Genomic DNA, 14,971 nt, shown 5'->3' with positions numbered 1-14,971 from the left:
ACCCCGGGGTCACCTGAAATGAGACATTCCTGCCTTTTTGCTGCTGTTTCACTCACGTTACTGACACTCAGCGGGTGTCGGGTCGACAGTGGCGGCGATTCCTCGTCGACGTTAAATCCGGCCAGTAATGTCGATCTCACCTTCAGCACCTTCGACCTGGCGGATACAGACCGTGCCCCGAATACTCTGAGCAAAACCCGCTTTGCTGACTTCTATCCCGGTATCGAGCCGAACGGCGCGGACCAGACCGCGGAGTACCAGGCAACGGCTGCCGACATCCGTCGCCATATCGACCGGTTTATCGGTGCCGAACCCACCAGCGACGGAAAAAGCTACCGCAAGGTTCGTAACCCTCTCGATCTGATGAATCAGGTGATCAGCGTAGGGCGCGTTGATAATTTTGATGAAGGGCGGGGCTATATCCGCAGGCGCATTGAAGCCGATGAATCAGGAACCTATAACTCCAGGGCCAACCAGGCCTCCATCCGATTTACCGATCAGGCTGCAACCCTTGAAAACCGACCTCTGAATGCCCGGGAATGGCGTTATCAGACCCTGGACTGGCGTTACCAGGCTGGCAGCGAAACCGGGCATGTTTATCGCACTATCCAGCACGTTGCCCGCAGCGTCGACGCCGAAGACAGGGATAAACAGCCACAACTGCTGAGCGTTCTCGCAGGCTCGAGGTTCAATGCAGCCTCATTCAGCGCCATTGGCTACAACCAGCCGGAATACGCGACAGCAGACTACGTGTCACGGGATTACGGCGGCATCGAACTGCGCCAGGAATTCATCGGAACTACCCAGAAAGATACCTTGTATATTAAAAGCCCGGAGCAGGCGGTCATCGATTTCAGTCGACACGGCTTCAATATGGAGGACGACAGCCCGGACTGTCTCCGCATTGAACTGGATTACGGCATGAGCACGGTCCATCTGTTCGTCTCCAACGACGAACCGGCAAGAATTCCGGATCCGGAGGAAGATCCAGCCGATTACGAGAACGCCGATGACATTCCAACCGTCAGCAATCCGGCAAACTGTGCCAATCAGCCGGAAACGGAATTCCTGATGTCCTGGAATGCAGTATCAACTCCTGACCGACAGTAGCAATCGTCTCTGCAGAACCGGGCCGGTTACAGGTCCCAGTTCTGCAGAAAGCCCTTTTTTCGGCAGATCATCCGTTCGTATGTGGAAATCATGATGGCTGCGTGGGGGGCTTTGGTCAGGCGCAGGGTTTCAATACGACGTTCCAGGCGTTGCACCTCATCGCAGATCTGCTGCTGCACGTGGGAACGAACACTGTCGTGCTGATCAAGCTTGACGCTACGCTGCTCAGGCGGGGGAAATTGCGGCTTTTCCATAGTTAACCTCGTCCAATGAGTGTGGAAAACATCCTTATTGATTGATGCCAAGTGTGCCGAACTGTCAGACAAAGTGCAATTACAATGAACAAGCTTTCACTTTTTTTGACAGATTCTGGCGTCAGGCCTTGAGCGCCAAGGCCTGGCGTCTTAATGAAACGCTCAGGCTGCCACCAGTCTCCGCTGGTTTTCCGGCAACACCGGGAACTGTTTGCAGACAGTGTAGACGAAACGGGCCAGGGCTGGTAAGTGATGGCCCACAATCGGAAAACCGGTGTTCAACAAGCTGACGGAAATGTCCCGGGCCGGGTCCGCCCAGCACAGTTTATTGATCAGCCCGACATGGCCAAACGCATAACGGCTTTGCTGGCCCCAAAGGCCAACAGGATTGCTGCCCAGCATCATGCCGGCACTGAATCGCATGGGCACCAGCATGGTCCTGTCCATCTGCAGTGAGCCAAATTGCTGGATGGCACGGCGAACCGTGAGTTCGCTGCAGATGCGCTTGCCATCCCAACTGCCACCATTGAGCATCATCTGGAAGAAGCGCCCCATTTCTTCGGCCGTGCCGCACAGGTTTCCGGCGGGGATCACCGCCTCCTGGAAGCGGGGGTCGTTGGTGACTTTCTCCACCGTCCGGATATCACCGCCCAAGGCGCGGTTCACCACCCAGGACACCGGAAACCGGGGCGTCGGCCCGGTAGCATAATTGCTGGCCAGCTCGTGCAGGTGTTCGGGAGCAATGCCATAGGTAAACCATTTCATACCCATGGGCCGGCGCAGGTAACGATCCAAGTAGCTTTCGATAGTGTCGCCGGTCACCTTTTCCAGCACCCGCTGCAACACAAATCCACCGGTAATGGCATGGTAGGCCACCTTGGCGCCGTCCACTTCGACTGGCTTGGCGGCGCACAGAAGCCGCCAGATTTCGTCACGGTCCCAAAGCACGTCGATCGGCGTTTCCCGGGGTATCGCAGGGATACCGCCCCGGTGGGAGAGAATCTGATGCACGGTAATCGTGCGCTTGCCGTTACGCGCAAATTCCGGGCAATAGTAGGACACCGGGTCCATCAGGTTGACCAGCCCCTGCTCGGACAACATATGCATCAGTAACGCTGTGACTGCTTTGGAGGCGGAAAAGAAACAGATCGGGGTGTCGGTGGTCATGGGAATGCGCGGCAACGAGGCCGGATCGTGGGGACCATTACCCCGGGCGTGCCCGATCGACCGGTGCAATACCTGCTCACCCCGATAACGCAGTGACAACTGAATACCGGGATGCACACCCGTTCTGTACAGGGCCTCAACACTGCGCCAGACGGCTTCGGCGGCATTGCTGTCGAGCCCGACCCGATCCGGATGTTCACCGGCGGTGTCGCGAAATGTCACCGGCTTCAGGTCCCGAGGCACATTACAGGTATGCAGGGCACGGCGGGCGAGTGAATGCATGATAAACGCCTTATCAGTCTTGTTATTGGTTGGTGCGCCAGAGGTTTTTCGGCCAGGGCCGGAAAACGTGACTATCTGAAACCATTATGGACTGGCTGAACCGCCTGTGCCATGGCGATACAGTTCCGACCCTGTTTTTTGGCCCGATACATCGCCTTGTCGGCGGCAGCGCAAAGTGCATCCAGGGTATCGCCATGGTCGGGAAAGACCGCCACACCGACAAAAAATAGACAGTTACGGCTCATGGGTCGAGAAGGATTTGCAGTTTCAGTCGGGATCGATGACACTAAACGTGACACATAATCGCGTTACGGATAACAAGAATGAGATTGCACCAGCATCTGCCTCGGGCCATTGTGGCCACCATTACCATCGGCCTGGCTGCCTGTAATGGCGGTCACAGCCCATCTGCTGCCGTTCAGGCCCATGCCGCCAACAGCAGCCCGGCGAGCCCGGAACTGGCCGCGGTTTACCAGCGATCCTGCCAGACCTGTCACGCCCGCGGCACCTCGGATGCCCCCTTGACCGGCCACGGCGAGGCCTGGCAGCCAAGGCTGGCCAAAGGCATGGAAACCCTCGTGGATAACGTGGTCTCTGGCATCGGTGGCATGCCACCCTACGGGCTCTGTATGGACTGCAACGCCGAGCAGTTCCGCCAGCTGATTCGCTTTATGGCCACACCCGCCGAAGCGGAGGACCACTGACGATGCAACGGCGCCATTTCCTGCAGTTACTGGTCAGCACTGCCATCGCCAGCCATCTGACCGGTGCCACCGCCAGTGAGAGCGCATTGCCGGCTGCGGGCGAGCCATCACAAAGCCCTTTGCCCTGGCGAAACTGGTCCGGCTCCCAGACCTGCCTGCCCGAAAACCGGATTGCTCCGGCCAACATTGACGAGCTCCGGCATCTGCTGCAGAACTCTGACCATGCGGGGACTACCATACGGCCCGTGGGGTCCGGGCACTCATTCTCGGCCCTGGTACCCACCGACGGCATTCTGGTCTCATTGGCGCGCATGACCGGTGTTCTGAGCCACGATGATCAGCAGTGCCAGGCCCGCATCGCTGCCGGAACTCTGCTGGGGCAGGTGGGCCGGCCGCTGGACGCCATCAACCAGGCATTGTTCAACATGCCAGACATCGATCAACAGGCATTGGGCGGGCTGTTGGCCACCGCGACCCATGGCACCGGCGCCGGGTTGATGAGCCTGTCCGGCTATGTCGAAGCCCTCACGCTGATGACTGCCGGGGGCGAGCTGCTGGAATGCAGCCGGCACCGGCACCCGGAGATTTTCCACGCCGCCCGGGTTGGCCTCGGCTGCCTCGGCATTGTGACTGATGTGACCCTGCAGAACACCCGACCTTACCGATTGCGCAAGACCACCGAGTGGCTACCGCTGGAGGATATTCTGGATTCTGCCGATGCCCGCGCCGACCAGCATCGCAACTACGAGTTCTACTACATTCCTTTTTCCGGCATGGGTTTTACCAGCCAGCATGATCTGACCGCCGAACCGGTATCGGCCACCACCCATCTGGACCAGAACGACGGCGCCCGGGATCTTCAGCGGGCGCGGGACTACCTGGCCTGGTCGCCCCGGTTACGCCGGCTGATCCTGGGCGGCTATATCCGCTCCCTGGACAAAGAAGTGAAAGTGGCCGCGTCCTGGCAGAACTACACCAGCGACCGCAATGTCCGTTTCAATGAAATGGAATACCATTTGCCGCGGGAAAACTGGCAGGCGGCCTTCCGGGAGATTATGTCTGTAGTGGAAGCACAGTTTCCCGAGGTGTTCTTTCCCTTCGAGGTTCGCTTTGTGAAGGCCGACGATGCCTGGCTCAGCCCGTTTTACCAGCGTGATTCCGTTTCCATTGCGGTACACCGGTTCTTCGAGGAAGACTATCAACCCATGTTCACAGCGCTGGAGCCGATTTTGCTGCGGCACGGCGGCCGGCCCCACTGGGGCAAGCTCAACACCCTCAAGTCCGGTGATTTCCGGGCCCTGTATCCCAGGTGGCGGGATTTTCTGGAGGTGCGGCGCAGCCTGGACCCGGGCGGGCGGTTTCTCAATCCTTACCTGGCCGGCCTGTTCGAGACGACGGGGGAGAGCGCGTAACCATGGCCCACAGTGATGCCTTCGTTCGACAACGTCGCCGGCTTCTGCTCGGCGCCACCGCCCTGGGTGCCGCCGGCGCCCTGGCCTGGCTGCGACCAGAAGCCCGCCGGGACGGTCATCACCCCTATTTCCAGGCCCTGGACGCCGCCCTTTCCAAAGCTGGCCTGGCAACCCCGACGCTGGTGCTGGATCAGGCCAGGCTGGATCACAACCTGTCGGCCCTGAACAGTCACCTGAACGGCGAGTACCACTACCGCATTGTGGTCAAATCACTGCCTTCTCTGCCGCTTCTGCAACGGATCATGGCAGCCACCGGCAGCAACCGGCTGATGGTCTTCCACCAACCCTTTCTTAACACCGTGGCCGAGGCCCTGCCTCAGGCGGATGTACTGATGGGCAAGCCGCTTCCGGTGGCCGCCGTTGACCGTTTCTATCAGCAGCTCACATCCAGTACCAGCGGCTTCCGGCCAGAACAGCAACTGCAATGGCTGGTGGATTCCCGGCAGCGGCTTGAGGCCTATGAAGGTTTCGCCCGGGCACAACAACGCCGGCTGCGGATTAACCTGGAGATCGATGTTGGCCTGCATCGTGGCGGGTTTACCGACACCGGTGACCTGGCTCGGGTCCTGACCATGATTGAACGCTCGCCCTGGCTCAGTTTCAGCGGGTTCATGGGCTACGAACCTCATATCATGAAAGCACCGGGGCCAGCGGCCTGGCTGCGGGACCGGGCCATGGCGCGGTATCAGGATTACGTGTCCACCGCCGAGCAACACCTGGGACGCTCACTGACAGACCTGACACTTAACACCGGGGGGTCCACCACCTATCAGCTCTATCGCAGGCTGTCCGGCGAGCTGCCCGTGAATGAGCTCTCCGCCGGTTCCGGCCTGGTAATGCCCACGGATTTCGACCTGCCAACACTGACTGACCACCGGCCCGCGGCGTTCATTGCCACGCCGGTCCTGAAGCTGCTGGAAACCACCCGAATTCCCGGTGCACCCGGGCTGGGCCGTCTGCAGGCGCTGTGGAACCCGAACCGGGCCCGCACGGCTTTCATCTACGGCGGCAACTGGCCGGCAACGCCGGTGTCACCGGCAGGATTAACCGATAATCCGGTCTACGGCCGATCCAGTAATCAGGAAATGCTGAATTTCGCCGATGGGCTCGATCTGGCAGAGGGCGACCGGGTGTTCCTGCGGCCGCACCAGAGCGAATCGGTCTTCCTGCAGTTTGGAGACCTGGCCATCTTCGATCCGGCCAGGGGAGCCATCACCCACCGCTGGCCTGTGTTCCGGGAAGGATGAACTCGTTGGCGGCACATGCTTTAATCGGTGCTACGTTCGATCCAACCAACAGGAACCGTCATGACCCCCGCAATCAACGCCGCCAAACAGGCCCGGGTGAATTTCATCATCCACGAGTATGAGCACGATCCGGCTGCGGAAAGCTATGGCGAGGAAGCGGCGGAAAAAACCGGTGCAAACCCGGCCCAGGTGTTCAAGACCCTGGTAGTCAGCCTCGATGGTAAGAATCTGGCGGTGGGCATCGTACCAGTCACCGCCATGCTCGGATTGAAACAGATTGCCAAGGCCGCCGGCGCCAAGAAGGCCGTCATGGCCGACAAACAGCTGGTGCAGCGCACCACCGGCTATGTCCTGGGTGGGGTCAGTCCCCTGGGCCAGAAAAAACCTCTGAAAACCTTCATCGACCAGTCTGCCGAGGGCTTCGAAACGGTCTTTGTCAGTGCCGGCAAACGGGGCCTGGAAATCGAACTGGCACCCGCCGATCTGGCCCGACTGACCCAGGCCCGGTTCGCTCCGCTGCAACAGGAGTAAGGGGGTGAATCACGCCAGCGACCTGATCCTTATCGGTAGCACCCTGCTGCTGGCACTCGCTGCGCACGCCGTGGGCCAGAAGGTACACGTGCCCCGGGTGACGCTGCTGCTGTTGCTGGGCGCCCTGGCTGGACCGGATCTGCTTGACCTGCTGCCGGATAACGCAGACCAGAGCTTCAGCCTGATTACCCAGTTAACCCTGGCGATGGTGGGTTTTCTGCTGGGTGAACGGATGTCGGCACGGGATCTCAGGCAGGGAAAAGAAGCGCTGATTGTCAGCCTGGCCGTCACGTTGCTGACCGCCGCGGCCGTCATCCTGGCGGTCTGGGCCGTCACCGGCAACCTGCCGGCGGCTCTGCTGCTGGGCGGCATTGCCACCGCCACCGCACCGGCAGCAACCCTGGATGTCCTGCGCGAAGCGGGCGCCAACGGCCCGCTCACCCGTCTGGTGTTTCAGGTGGTCGCCATCGACGATGCCTGGGGCGCCATACTGTTCAGTGTTCTGTTGGTGGCGGCCGGTCTTTTGCTGGGCAACGGCGACCTGAGCGGCCCCACGGCCATGTTGCACGGGCTCTGGGAAGTGGCAGGCTCGGTGCTGCTGGGTATGGTACTGGGGTTTCCCATGGCCTGGCTGACCGGGCGGCTACGGCCGGGTGAACCCATGCTGCTGGAATCCGCCGGGTTTGTCTTTGTCGCGGCGGGTCTGGCCAGCTGGTTTGGCCTGTCGTACCTGCTGACCTGCATGACCCTGGGCATTGTGGTGGCGAACCGAGCCCGACATCACGTTCGGCCGTTCCGTTCCATCGAAGGCATTTCCGAGCCCTTCCTGGCACTGTTTTTCTTCATGGCCGGCTACCAGCTCGACTGGCTGGCGCTACCCACCCTCGGTGCGCTTGGCCTGGCCTATGTACTGGCCCGCATTGGCGGCCGTCTGGCCGGGGGATATCTGGGTGGCCTGCTCGCCGGCTCTGCTCCGGAAACCCGGCAGCGTATCGGCGCCTGCCTGATGCCCCAGGCCGGCGTTGCCCTGGGCCTCGCCCTGGTGGCCACCGAACGGCTGCCGGAGCTTGGCTACATTCTGCCGCTGGTGATTGGCGCTACGGTGGTATTCGAGTTGATCGGCCCGCCGATGACGCTGCTTCAGCTACGTAAGGCCGGTGAAACCGGACAGGGCTACCAGGAAGAGCCAGACGAATAAAAAACCCGGTGAGCCTCAAGCGCACCGGGTTTCGGGGATTCATGCCGGGCCCATGGCCCGGCTGAAACACTGGCCTTACTTCACGGAATCCCGTGCCTCGGCCAGGATCTTGTTGAACGTGGCGCTCGGCTGCATGACCTCGCACACCTTCTCCATGGGCGGGTGGTAGTAACCACCGATATCGGCCGGATGGCCCTGCACCACGGTCATTTCTTCCAGGATCTTGTCCTTGTTCTCCTCCAACTGGGCAGACAGCTTGGTGAAGAATTCTTTCAGTTCCTTGTCTTCATCCTGTTTGGAGAGCTCTTCCGCCCAGTAGCGGGCCAGGTGGAAGTGGGAACCACGGTTGTCCAGCTCGCCGGTTACCCGCGACGGAGACTGGTTGTTTTCCAGCAGTCGCTCGGTGGCCTTGTCCATGGTCTGGCCCAGCAGGCGGGCACGCTCGTTGTTCTGCTTCTCGCCCAGCTCGTCCAGCGACACCGCGGTGGCCAGGAACTCACCCAGGGAATCCCAGCGCAGGTGGTTTTCCTGAATCAGCTGCTGTACGTGCTTGGGTGCGGAACCGCCGGCACCGGTCTCATACAGACCACCGCCGTTCAGCAGCGGCACGATGGACAGCATCTTGGCGCTGGTGCCCAGCTCCAGGATCGGGAACAGGTCGGTCAGGTAGTCACGCAGCACGTTGCCGGTGACAGAGATGGTGTCCAGGCCGCGAATCAGACGCTCCATGGTCCAGCGAATGGCGCGAACCGGAGACATGATGCGAATGTCCAGGCCTTCGGTGTCCAGTTCAGCCAGGTAGGTTTTGACCTTCTTGATCAGTTGGGCATCGTGGGCACGCTCATCGTCCAGCCAGAATACGGCCGGCATGCCGCTGGAGCGGGAACGGTTAACCGCCAGCTTGACCCAGTCGCGGATCGGCAGATCCTTGGTCTGGCAGGCGCGCCAGATATCGCCTTCCTCAACCTTGTGCTCGGTCAGGACAGTGCCGTCTTCGGCCACAACGCGCACGACACCGTCTTCCTTCATTTCGAAGGTCTTGTCGTGAGAGCCGTACTCTTCGGCTTTCTGCGCCATCAGGCCCACGTTCGGAACGGTACCCATGGTGGTGGGGTCAAACGCGCCGTGGGTCTTACAGAAGTTGATCACTTCCTGGTAGATGGTGGCGTAGGTGGACTCCGGCATCACCGCCTTGGTGTCCTTCAGCTTGCCATCACGGGCCCACATCTTGCCGGAGTTACGGATCATCGCCGGCATGGAGGCGTCGACAATGACGTCACTCGGCACGTGCAGGTTGGTGATCCCTTTAACAGAATCGACCATGGCGATTTCCGGACGGTGCTCGTAGCACGCGTGCAGGTCTTCCTGAATCTGCTCCTGCTTGGATTCCGGCAATTGCTTGATCTTCTCGATCACGGACGACAGGCCGTTGTTCGGGTTAACACCGATTTCCTGGAACAGCTCACCGTACTTGTCGAACAGTTCCTTGTAGAAAACCTTCACCGCGTGACCGAACACGATCGGGTGGGAGATTTTCATCATGGTGGCTTTCACGTGCAGGGAGAACATCACGCCGGTGTTCTCACAGTCGGCGATGGCGTCCTCAAAGAACTTCACCAGCGCCTTCTTGCTCATGAACATGCCGTCGAGCACTTCGCCTTCCTGCAGCGGCAGGTCGGATTTCAGAACGGTCTGCTCGCCCTTTTTGTTCTCGAACACGATGCGGGCGTTGGTGGCCTTATCCAGGGTCACGGACTGCTCGCTGGAGTAAAAGTCACCACCGCGCATGTGCGCCACGTGGGTACGCGAAGCCGGGCTCCATTCGCCCATGGTGTGCGGGTACTTACGTGCGAAGGCCTTGACCGCGGCCGGCGCGCGACGATCGGAGTTACCTTCACGCAGTACCGGGTTAACGGCACTGCCCAGCACCTTGCTGTAACGGGCGTGGATTTCTTTCTCTTCGTCGGTCTCCGGGTGCTCCTTGTACTCGGGCACCTTGTAGCCTTGCTCGTTCAGTTCTTTGATCGCGGCACGCAGCTGAGGAATGGAGGCGGAGATGTTCGGCAGTTTGATGATGTTGGCGTCCGGATCCTTGGTGTACTCACCCAATTCAGCCAGGGCATCCGGAACCCGCTGGTCTTCCTCAAGGTAGTCCGGGAAGCCTGCCAGAATACGCGCCGCGAGAGAGATGTCGCTGGTTTCGAAATCGATGCCAGCCGGCTTGGCGAAGGTTTCCAGGATGGGAAGCAGTGACCGGGTGGCGAGGGCGGGAGCCTCGTCGGTCAACGTGTAGACAATCTTGGCTTTGGATGATGTCATTTTCGTCCTCAGGCTATTGGGTGGGTTCAGGACGGTCATGGCGCGGTCGGGCGTCTTGTGAACGTCCGGTCGGGCCAGTGACTGATTCGGAACTTTTGATAGACCTACTAAGATAGCATTTTTTACAAAATTTTGGTTACGATCTTAGTATAAGAACGGACTTAAAATGCCTGATCTTCCGTGACAGGACGATGAAATGGCAGGAATTTACGAAACTTTCTAACATTTATCAGGTAAGGGGTAAGCGTGAGAGGGGGAGAGCTTTCCAAAACACGCTGTGAATACCTCCCTGTACGCTCTGCTCCGCCATCCATGGCTCCGCAAGGTTTTGGAAAGCTCTCCCCCTGCCACGCCCAAACGATGTACGGGTAGTCCAATTTCATCGTCGCAGAGTTCGCAAATATGGGCTGTTTTGTCGACAAAACAGCCCATATCGGCACACTTCACATTCCCCTTTATCCAGAATCAGTCGGGCAACAACCCTGCTTGCGCCAAACGTTCCCGAATCCGGTCCAGCGCTTCCGGGTTGCCCAGTGCATCCCGGTTGTCGGCTTTCCTGGAGCCGTTGATCAGCCGGGCCACCGCGAGTTCCACTTTTTTGCCGCTACGGGTGTAGGGAATGTCCGGCACCTCGACAATGTGTTTGGGCACATGTCGGGGGCTGGCACCTTCTCGGATTCGGGTTTTCAGGGTTTTGACCAGGTCGTCGGTGACGTTCTGGCCTTCGGCCGGAACCACGAACAGCACCACTTCCACGTCGCCGTCGATCTGGCGTCCGACCACGAGGCTGTCTTTAACCGCGTCAACGGTTTCCACCTGACGGTAGATTTCGGCGGTGCCGATGCGCACGCCGCCAGGGTTGAGGGTGGCGTCGGAGCGGCCGTAGATGATGGCGCCGCCGTGTTCGGTGAATTCGATGAAGTCGCCGTGGGCCCAGACGCCGGGGAAGGTGTTGAAGTAGGCGTCTTTGTAGCGTTCGCCGTCCGGGTCCTGCCAGAAGCTGACAGGCATCGAGGGCAGTGGCTGGCGGCAGACCAGTTCGCCCCGGCCTTCGCTGACCGGCTGGCCGTCGTCGCCGTAGGCGACCGCGTCCACGCCCAGGAAGCGGCACTGGATTTCACCTCTTCGCACCGGTAACAGTGGTGTTGATCCCACAAAACAGCCGCAGATGTCGGTGCCGCCGGCGATGGAGCCCAGCAATACGTTGGGAGCACCGTCGGTATAGATCCAGTCGTAGTCTTCCGGCAACAGCGGGGAGCCGGTGGAGAACACCACGCGCAGGTGGCTCTGGTCCAGGGTTTTCGCCGGTTGCAGTTCAGCTTTGCGGCAGCCGGCGATGAAACGGGCGCTGGTGCCGTAGTGGGTGACCCGTTCTTTCGCTACGGTTTCCCACAGGAAATTCAGACTCGGGTAACCCGGGGAGCCGTCGACGGTGATCACGGCGGCGCCGGTCATCAGGGCAGAGGCCTGCCAGTTCCACATCATCCAGCCGCAGGTGGTGAAGTACAGGAAGCGGTCTTCCGGGCCAACATCACCATGGAGCATCAGTTCCTTGGCGTGGTTAACCAGCAAGCCGGCAGTACCGTGCACGATGCACTTGGGTTTGCCGGTGGTGCCGGAAGAATAGAGGATGTACACCGGATGGTCCGGATCAACCGGGGTGAACGAGGGCGCCTCGCCTTCACCGACCTTCAGGGCATCATCCCAGGTGGTAACCAGTTCGCCGGGGATCGGTGCTTCATCGGGCAGTTGGGCAATGCTGACCACCACCTTCAGGGAGGGCAGGCCCGCGATCAGCTCGGCAAAGTCGTCCTGGCGCGCGAACACTTTGCCGCCATAACCGTAGCCGTTGACCACAATCAGGGCTGAGGGCTCGATCTGGCCGAAGCGGTCGTTGATGGCGCCGATGCCGAAGTCCGGTGACGCGGAGCTCCAGATCGCGCCCAGGCTGGTAGCCGCCAGCATACCCACCAGGGCTTCGTAGCCATTGGTGACCACACCCGCCACCCGGTCGCCCTTGGTAATGCCCTTGCTGCGCAGGAAGGCTTCCAGAGCGCCGGCGTCGGCTTTCAGTTCGGCGTAGGTCTTGCGCAGTACCGGGCGGGTTTCGCAGTAGGCCACCACGGCTTCTTTGTCAGAATGATCGCCGTCCGCCAGCCGCAGCAGGTTGGCGGCAAAATTCAGCTTCATGCCCGGGAACCATTCCGCCCCGGGCATTTCCCGGTTGCCAAGTACCCGTTTGGCCGGTGTCTCGCAGACCAGGCCGCAGTAGTCCCAGACTTTCTGCCAGAAGGTGTCCAGTTCGGTAATCGACCACTGGTGCAGGGCGTGGTAATCATCAAAGGGGCCAAAGCCCTGTTGCTCCAGCCAGGCCGTGAACTGGCCCATGCGGGAACGGGTGAGGGTGTCCTGGTCCGGGGTCCAGACAACCGGTGATTGTTCTGTGTTGCTCATCCGTCTCTCCAGAAAATTACTGCATATGCCAGCCGTGGCTGACCACGATCGACTGGCCGGTCAGGGCAGCGGACGGGAAGGCTGCCAGATGCACCGCCAGTTCTGATACGTCTTCCAGGGTGGTGAACTTCCCGTCCACGGTGTTCTTGAGCATGACCTTGCTGATCACTTCTTCTTCGGAAATGCCCAGCTCTTTGGCCTGCTCCGGTATCTGCTTGTCCACCAGCGGTGTCCGTACAAAGCCGGGGCAGATAATGTTGCTGCGCACCCCGTGCTCCGCACCTTCTTTCGCCACCGCCCGGCACAGGCCCAGCATGCCGTGCTTGGCGGCGACGTAGGGCGCTTTCAGGGGCGACGCTTCCACCGAGTGTACCGAGCCCATATAGAGCATAGTACCCCCACCTTGGGCGTACATCTGGCGCAGGGCCGCCCGGGTCACCAGGAAGGCACCGTCCAGGTGCACGTTCATCACCTTGCTCCAGTCGGCGTAGGCCAGCTTGTGCACCGGGTCGATGTGCTGGATACCGGCATTGGCCAGGGCAACATCAAGCCTGCCCCATTGTTCAACAATGCTGGCCACGCCCTGGTCGACCGCCTGTTCGTCGGTGACATCCATGGCCAGGGCCAGGGCCGTGCCGCCGGCCTGTTCAATGGCAGCCACGGTGTCGGCGGCACTTTCGAGGGTCAGGTCTGCCACCGCCACCCGGGCCCCTTCACGGGCGTAATGTTCAGCAATGGCGCGGCCAATGCCCCGGCCAGCGCCGGTAATCAGGGCAACTTGATTGTGAAGACGCATGGTCACAGTCTCCTTTCAGGATTGGAATTGTTATTGGAATCCGGAGAGAGGGCCGGTCAGCCCCCTCCGTATACCTCGTTGGGCAGCCAGGTAGCCAGCGGCTCAAACCAGAACACCAGGACCAACGCCAGCAACTGCAGGGCAATAAACGGAAGCACGCCCAGATAGATATGCCGTGTGGTGATGCCCGGCGGGCACACGCCCTTGATGTAGAACAGTGAGAAACCCACCGGTGGCGTCAGGAACGAGGTCTGCAGGCAGATGGCGAACATGATGGCAAACCACACCGGCTCCACGCCCATCTTGAACAGCACCGGCGCCACCAGCGGCAGGATGATCAGGGTGATTTCCACCCAGTCCAGGAAGAAACCGAGCAGGAAGGTGATGAACAGCACCGTCAGCAGGACCCCGGTGGTACCGAAAGGCAGCCCGGTAATGGCGCTTTCAATCACCTCGTCACCACCCAGGCCACGCAGCACCGACGCAAACACCGTGGCACCGATAAAGATGCCGAAGATAAAGGCCGAGGTGCGGCTGGTCTGGTACAGGGATTCTTTCAGGGTGGCCATGTCCAGCCGCTTGCTGACAAAGGCCATCAACATGGCGCCACCGGCACCCACCGCCGAGGCTTCTGTGGTAGTGGCAATGCCGAAGAAAATCGAACCCAGTACCGCAATGATCAGGGCCATCGGTGGCAGCACCGCTCTCAGCACATCCAGCCAGGCCCGGGCGTCCAGCGGCTGCCGGTTCTTCGGCGCGGGCGCCAGGTCTTTTTTCAGGAACGACGCTATGAGAATGTACAGGATGTACATGGCCCCGAGCATGATGCCCGGAATCAGCGCGCCCATGAACAGCTTGCCAACCGAGGCATCCGAGGTGCCCAGGCGATCCGCCATCAGCACCAGCATGATGCTAGGCGGCACCAGGATACCCAGAGTGCCCACGGAACAGGCCGTGCCTACCGCCAGGGATTTGTTGTAGTTGGCCTGCATCATCGGCCCCAGGGACAACATGCCCAGCAATACCACGGAGGCCCCGACAATACCGGTGGAGGCGGCCAGCAGCACGCCGACAATCACCACGGTGATGGCATAACCGCCACGCAGCGGGCCAAGCACCCGCACCAGGCTGTGCATCAGTTTCTCGGCAATGCCGGAGCGGTCCAGCATGATGCCCATGAAAATGAACATCGGCAGCGCCACCATCAATTCATTGGCGACAATGCCGTAGATTCTGGCATCCAGCACCCCCATGGTGCCTTGCCAGGTAAACCAGAGCGGGGAGTCGAAATACTCCACCATCACGTGTCCGACAATGGCGAACACAAGACCAATACCCGCCAGTGACCAGGCTACCGGGAACCCCAGCAGCAGGAGCACCATGAAGCTGGCGAACATGGCGATAACAAGAATCGCTTCTACACCCATGACGTCTGCC

The 14,971-nt window shown here is 60.4% G+C and carries 13 protein-coding genes; 6 read left to right on the top strand and 7 right to left on the bottom strand.

Annotated elements, in window-relative coordinates:
- The first annotated feature begins 18 nt into the window (after window positions 1–18).
- Window positions 19–1,110, top strand: coding sequence for a hypothetical protein (locus ACSSVV_RS10320; protein WP_023008087.1), 1,092 nt, complete (start codon window positions 19–21; stop codon window positions 1,108–1,110).
- Between the two features lie 26 nt (window positions 1,111–1,136).
- On the opposite strand, the gene ACSSVV_RS10315 is transcribed toward ACSSVV_RS10320, so the two are convergent.
- The 3 genes from ACSSVV_RS10315 to ACSSVV_RS10305 all read right to left on the bottom strand — a co-directional run bounded on the left by ACSSVV_RS10315 (window position 1,137) and on the right by ACSSVV_RS10305 (window position 3,058).
- Complete coding sequence (locus ACSSVV_RS10315; RefSeq protein ID WP_022991822.1) at window positions 1,137–1,364, bottom strand: hypothetical protein; 228 nt, start codon at window positions 1,362–1,364, stop codon at window positions 1,137–1,139.
- Window positions 1,365–1,526: 162 nt separating this feature from the next.
- Entirely contained in the window at window positions 1,527–2,813 is a 1,287-nt protein-coding gene (locus ACSSVV_RS10310; protein ID WP_454106197.1) for a serine hydrolase domain-containing protein, read from the bottom strand.
- 71 nt (window positions 2,814–2,884) lie between these two features.
- Entirely contained in the window at window positions 2,885–3,058 is a 174-nt protein-coding gene (locus ACSSVV_RS10305) for a GGDEF domain-containing protein (RefSeq protein ID WP_454106196.1), read from the bottom strand.
- Window positions 3,059–3,136: 78 nt separating this feature from the next.
- Between ACSSVV_RS10305 and ACSSVV_RS10300 the strand changes: the two genes are divergently transcribed.
- From ACSSVV_RS10300 to ACSSVV_RS10280, 5 genes are read left to right on the top strand one after another with little or no spacing between them, the layout of a single operon-like run.
- Window positions 3,137–3,517, top strand: a complete 381-nt coding sequence (locus ACSSVV_RS10300) for a c-type cytochrome (protein WP_023008089.1) — start codon at window positions 3,137–3,139, stop codon at window positions 3,515–3,517.
- A 2-nt stretch (window positions 3,518–3,519) separates the two neighbouring features.
- The gene (locus ACSSVV_RS10295) at window positions 3,520–4,929 is read left to right on the top strand and encodes a D-arabinono-1,4-lactone oxidase (protein ID WP_023008090.1); all 1,410 of its coding nucleotides are present in this window, start codon (window positions 3,520–3,522) and stop codon (window positions 4,927–4,929) included.
- Between the two features lie 2 nt (window positions 4,930–4,931).
- Window positions 4,932–6,236 (top strand): DSD1 family PLP-dependent enzyme, encoded by a 1,305-nt coding sequence (locus tag ACSSVV_RS10290; protein WP_023008091.1) that lies wholly within the window; start codon window positions 4,932–4,934, stop codon window positions 6,234–6,236.
- A 60-nt stretch (window positions 6,237–6,296) separates the two neighbouring features.
- On the top strand, window positions 6,297–6,767 hold the full coding sequence (gene ybaK, locus ACSSVV_RS10285; protein ID WP_011783672.1) for a Cys-tRNA(Pro) deacylase: 471 nt from the start codon (window positions 6,297–6,299) through the stop codon (window positions 6,765–6,767).
- 4 nt (window positions 6,768–6,771) lie between these two features.
- Window positions 6,772–7,965: a cation:proton antiporter gene (locus tag ACSSVV_RS10280; protein WP_011783671.1), complete on the top strand. Its 1,194-nt coding sequence runs from the start codon at window positions 6,772–6,774 to the stop codon at window positions 7,963–7,965.
- A 75-nt stretch (window positions 7,966–8,040) separates the two neighbouring features.
- Here the strand turns inward: ACSSVV_RS10280 and ACSSVV_RS10275 are convergent, their stop codons facing one another.
- The 4 genes from ACSSVV_RS10275 to ACSSVV_RS10260 form a co-directional block, all read right to left on the bottom strand.
- On the bottom strand, window positions 8,041–10,284 hold the full coding sequence (locus ACSSVV_RS10275; RefSeq protein ID WP_011783670.1) for an NADP-dependent isocitrate dehydrogenase: 2,244 nt from the start codon (window positions 10,282–10,284) through the stop codon (window positions 8,041–8,043).
- Window positions 10,285–10,749: 465 nt separating this feature from the next.
- Entirely contained in the window at window positions 10,750–12,738 is a 1,989-nt protein-coding gene (locus tag ACSSVV_RS10270) for an acetoacetate--CoA ligase (protein WP_023008092.1), read from the bottom strand.
- A gap of 16 nt (window positions 12,739–12,754) precedes the next feature.
- Window positions 12,755–13,534: a 3-hydroxybutyrate dehydrogenase gene (locus ACSSVV_RS10265; protein WP_199452049.1), complete on the bottom strand. Its 780-nt coding sequence runs from the start codon at window positions 13,532–13,534 to the stop codon at window positions 12,755–12,757.
- 56 nt (window positions 13,535–13,590) lie between these two features.
- Window positions 13,591–14,961 carry a TRAP transporter large permease gene (locus ACSSVV_RS10260; protein ID WP_224850682.1) on the bottom strand — a complete coding sequence of 457 codons (1,371 nt, stop codon included), beginning with the start codon at window positions 14,959–14,961 and terminating at the stop codon, window positions 13,591–13,593.
- Between the last annotated feature and the right edge of the window lie 10 nt (window positions 14,962–14,971).

It is taken from the genome of Marinobacter sp. MBR-105, from assembly GCF_053628895.1.
Note: the sequence above shows the minus strand (reverse complement) of the source record. Positions and strands in the feature narration are given on the sequence as shown.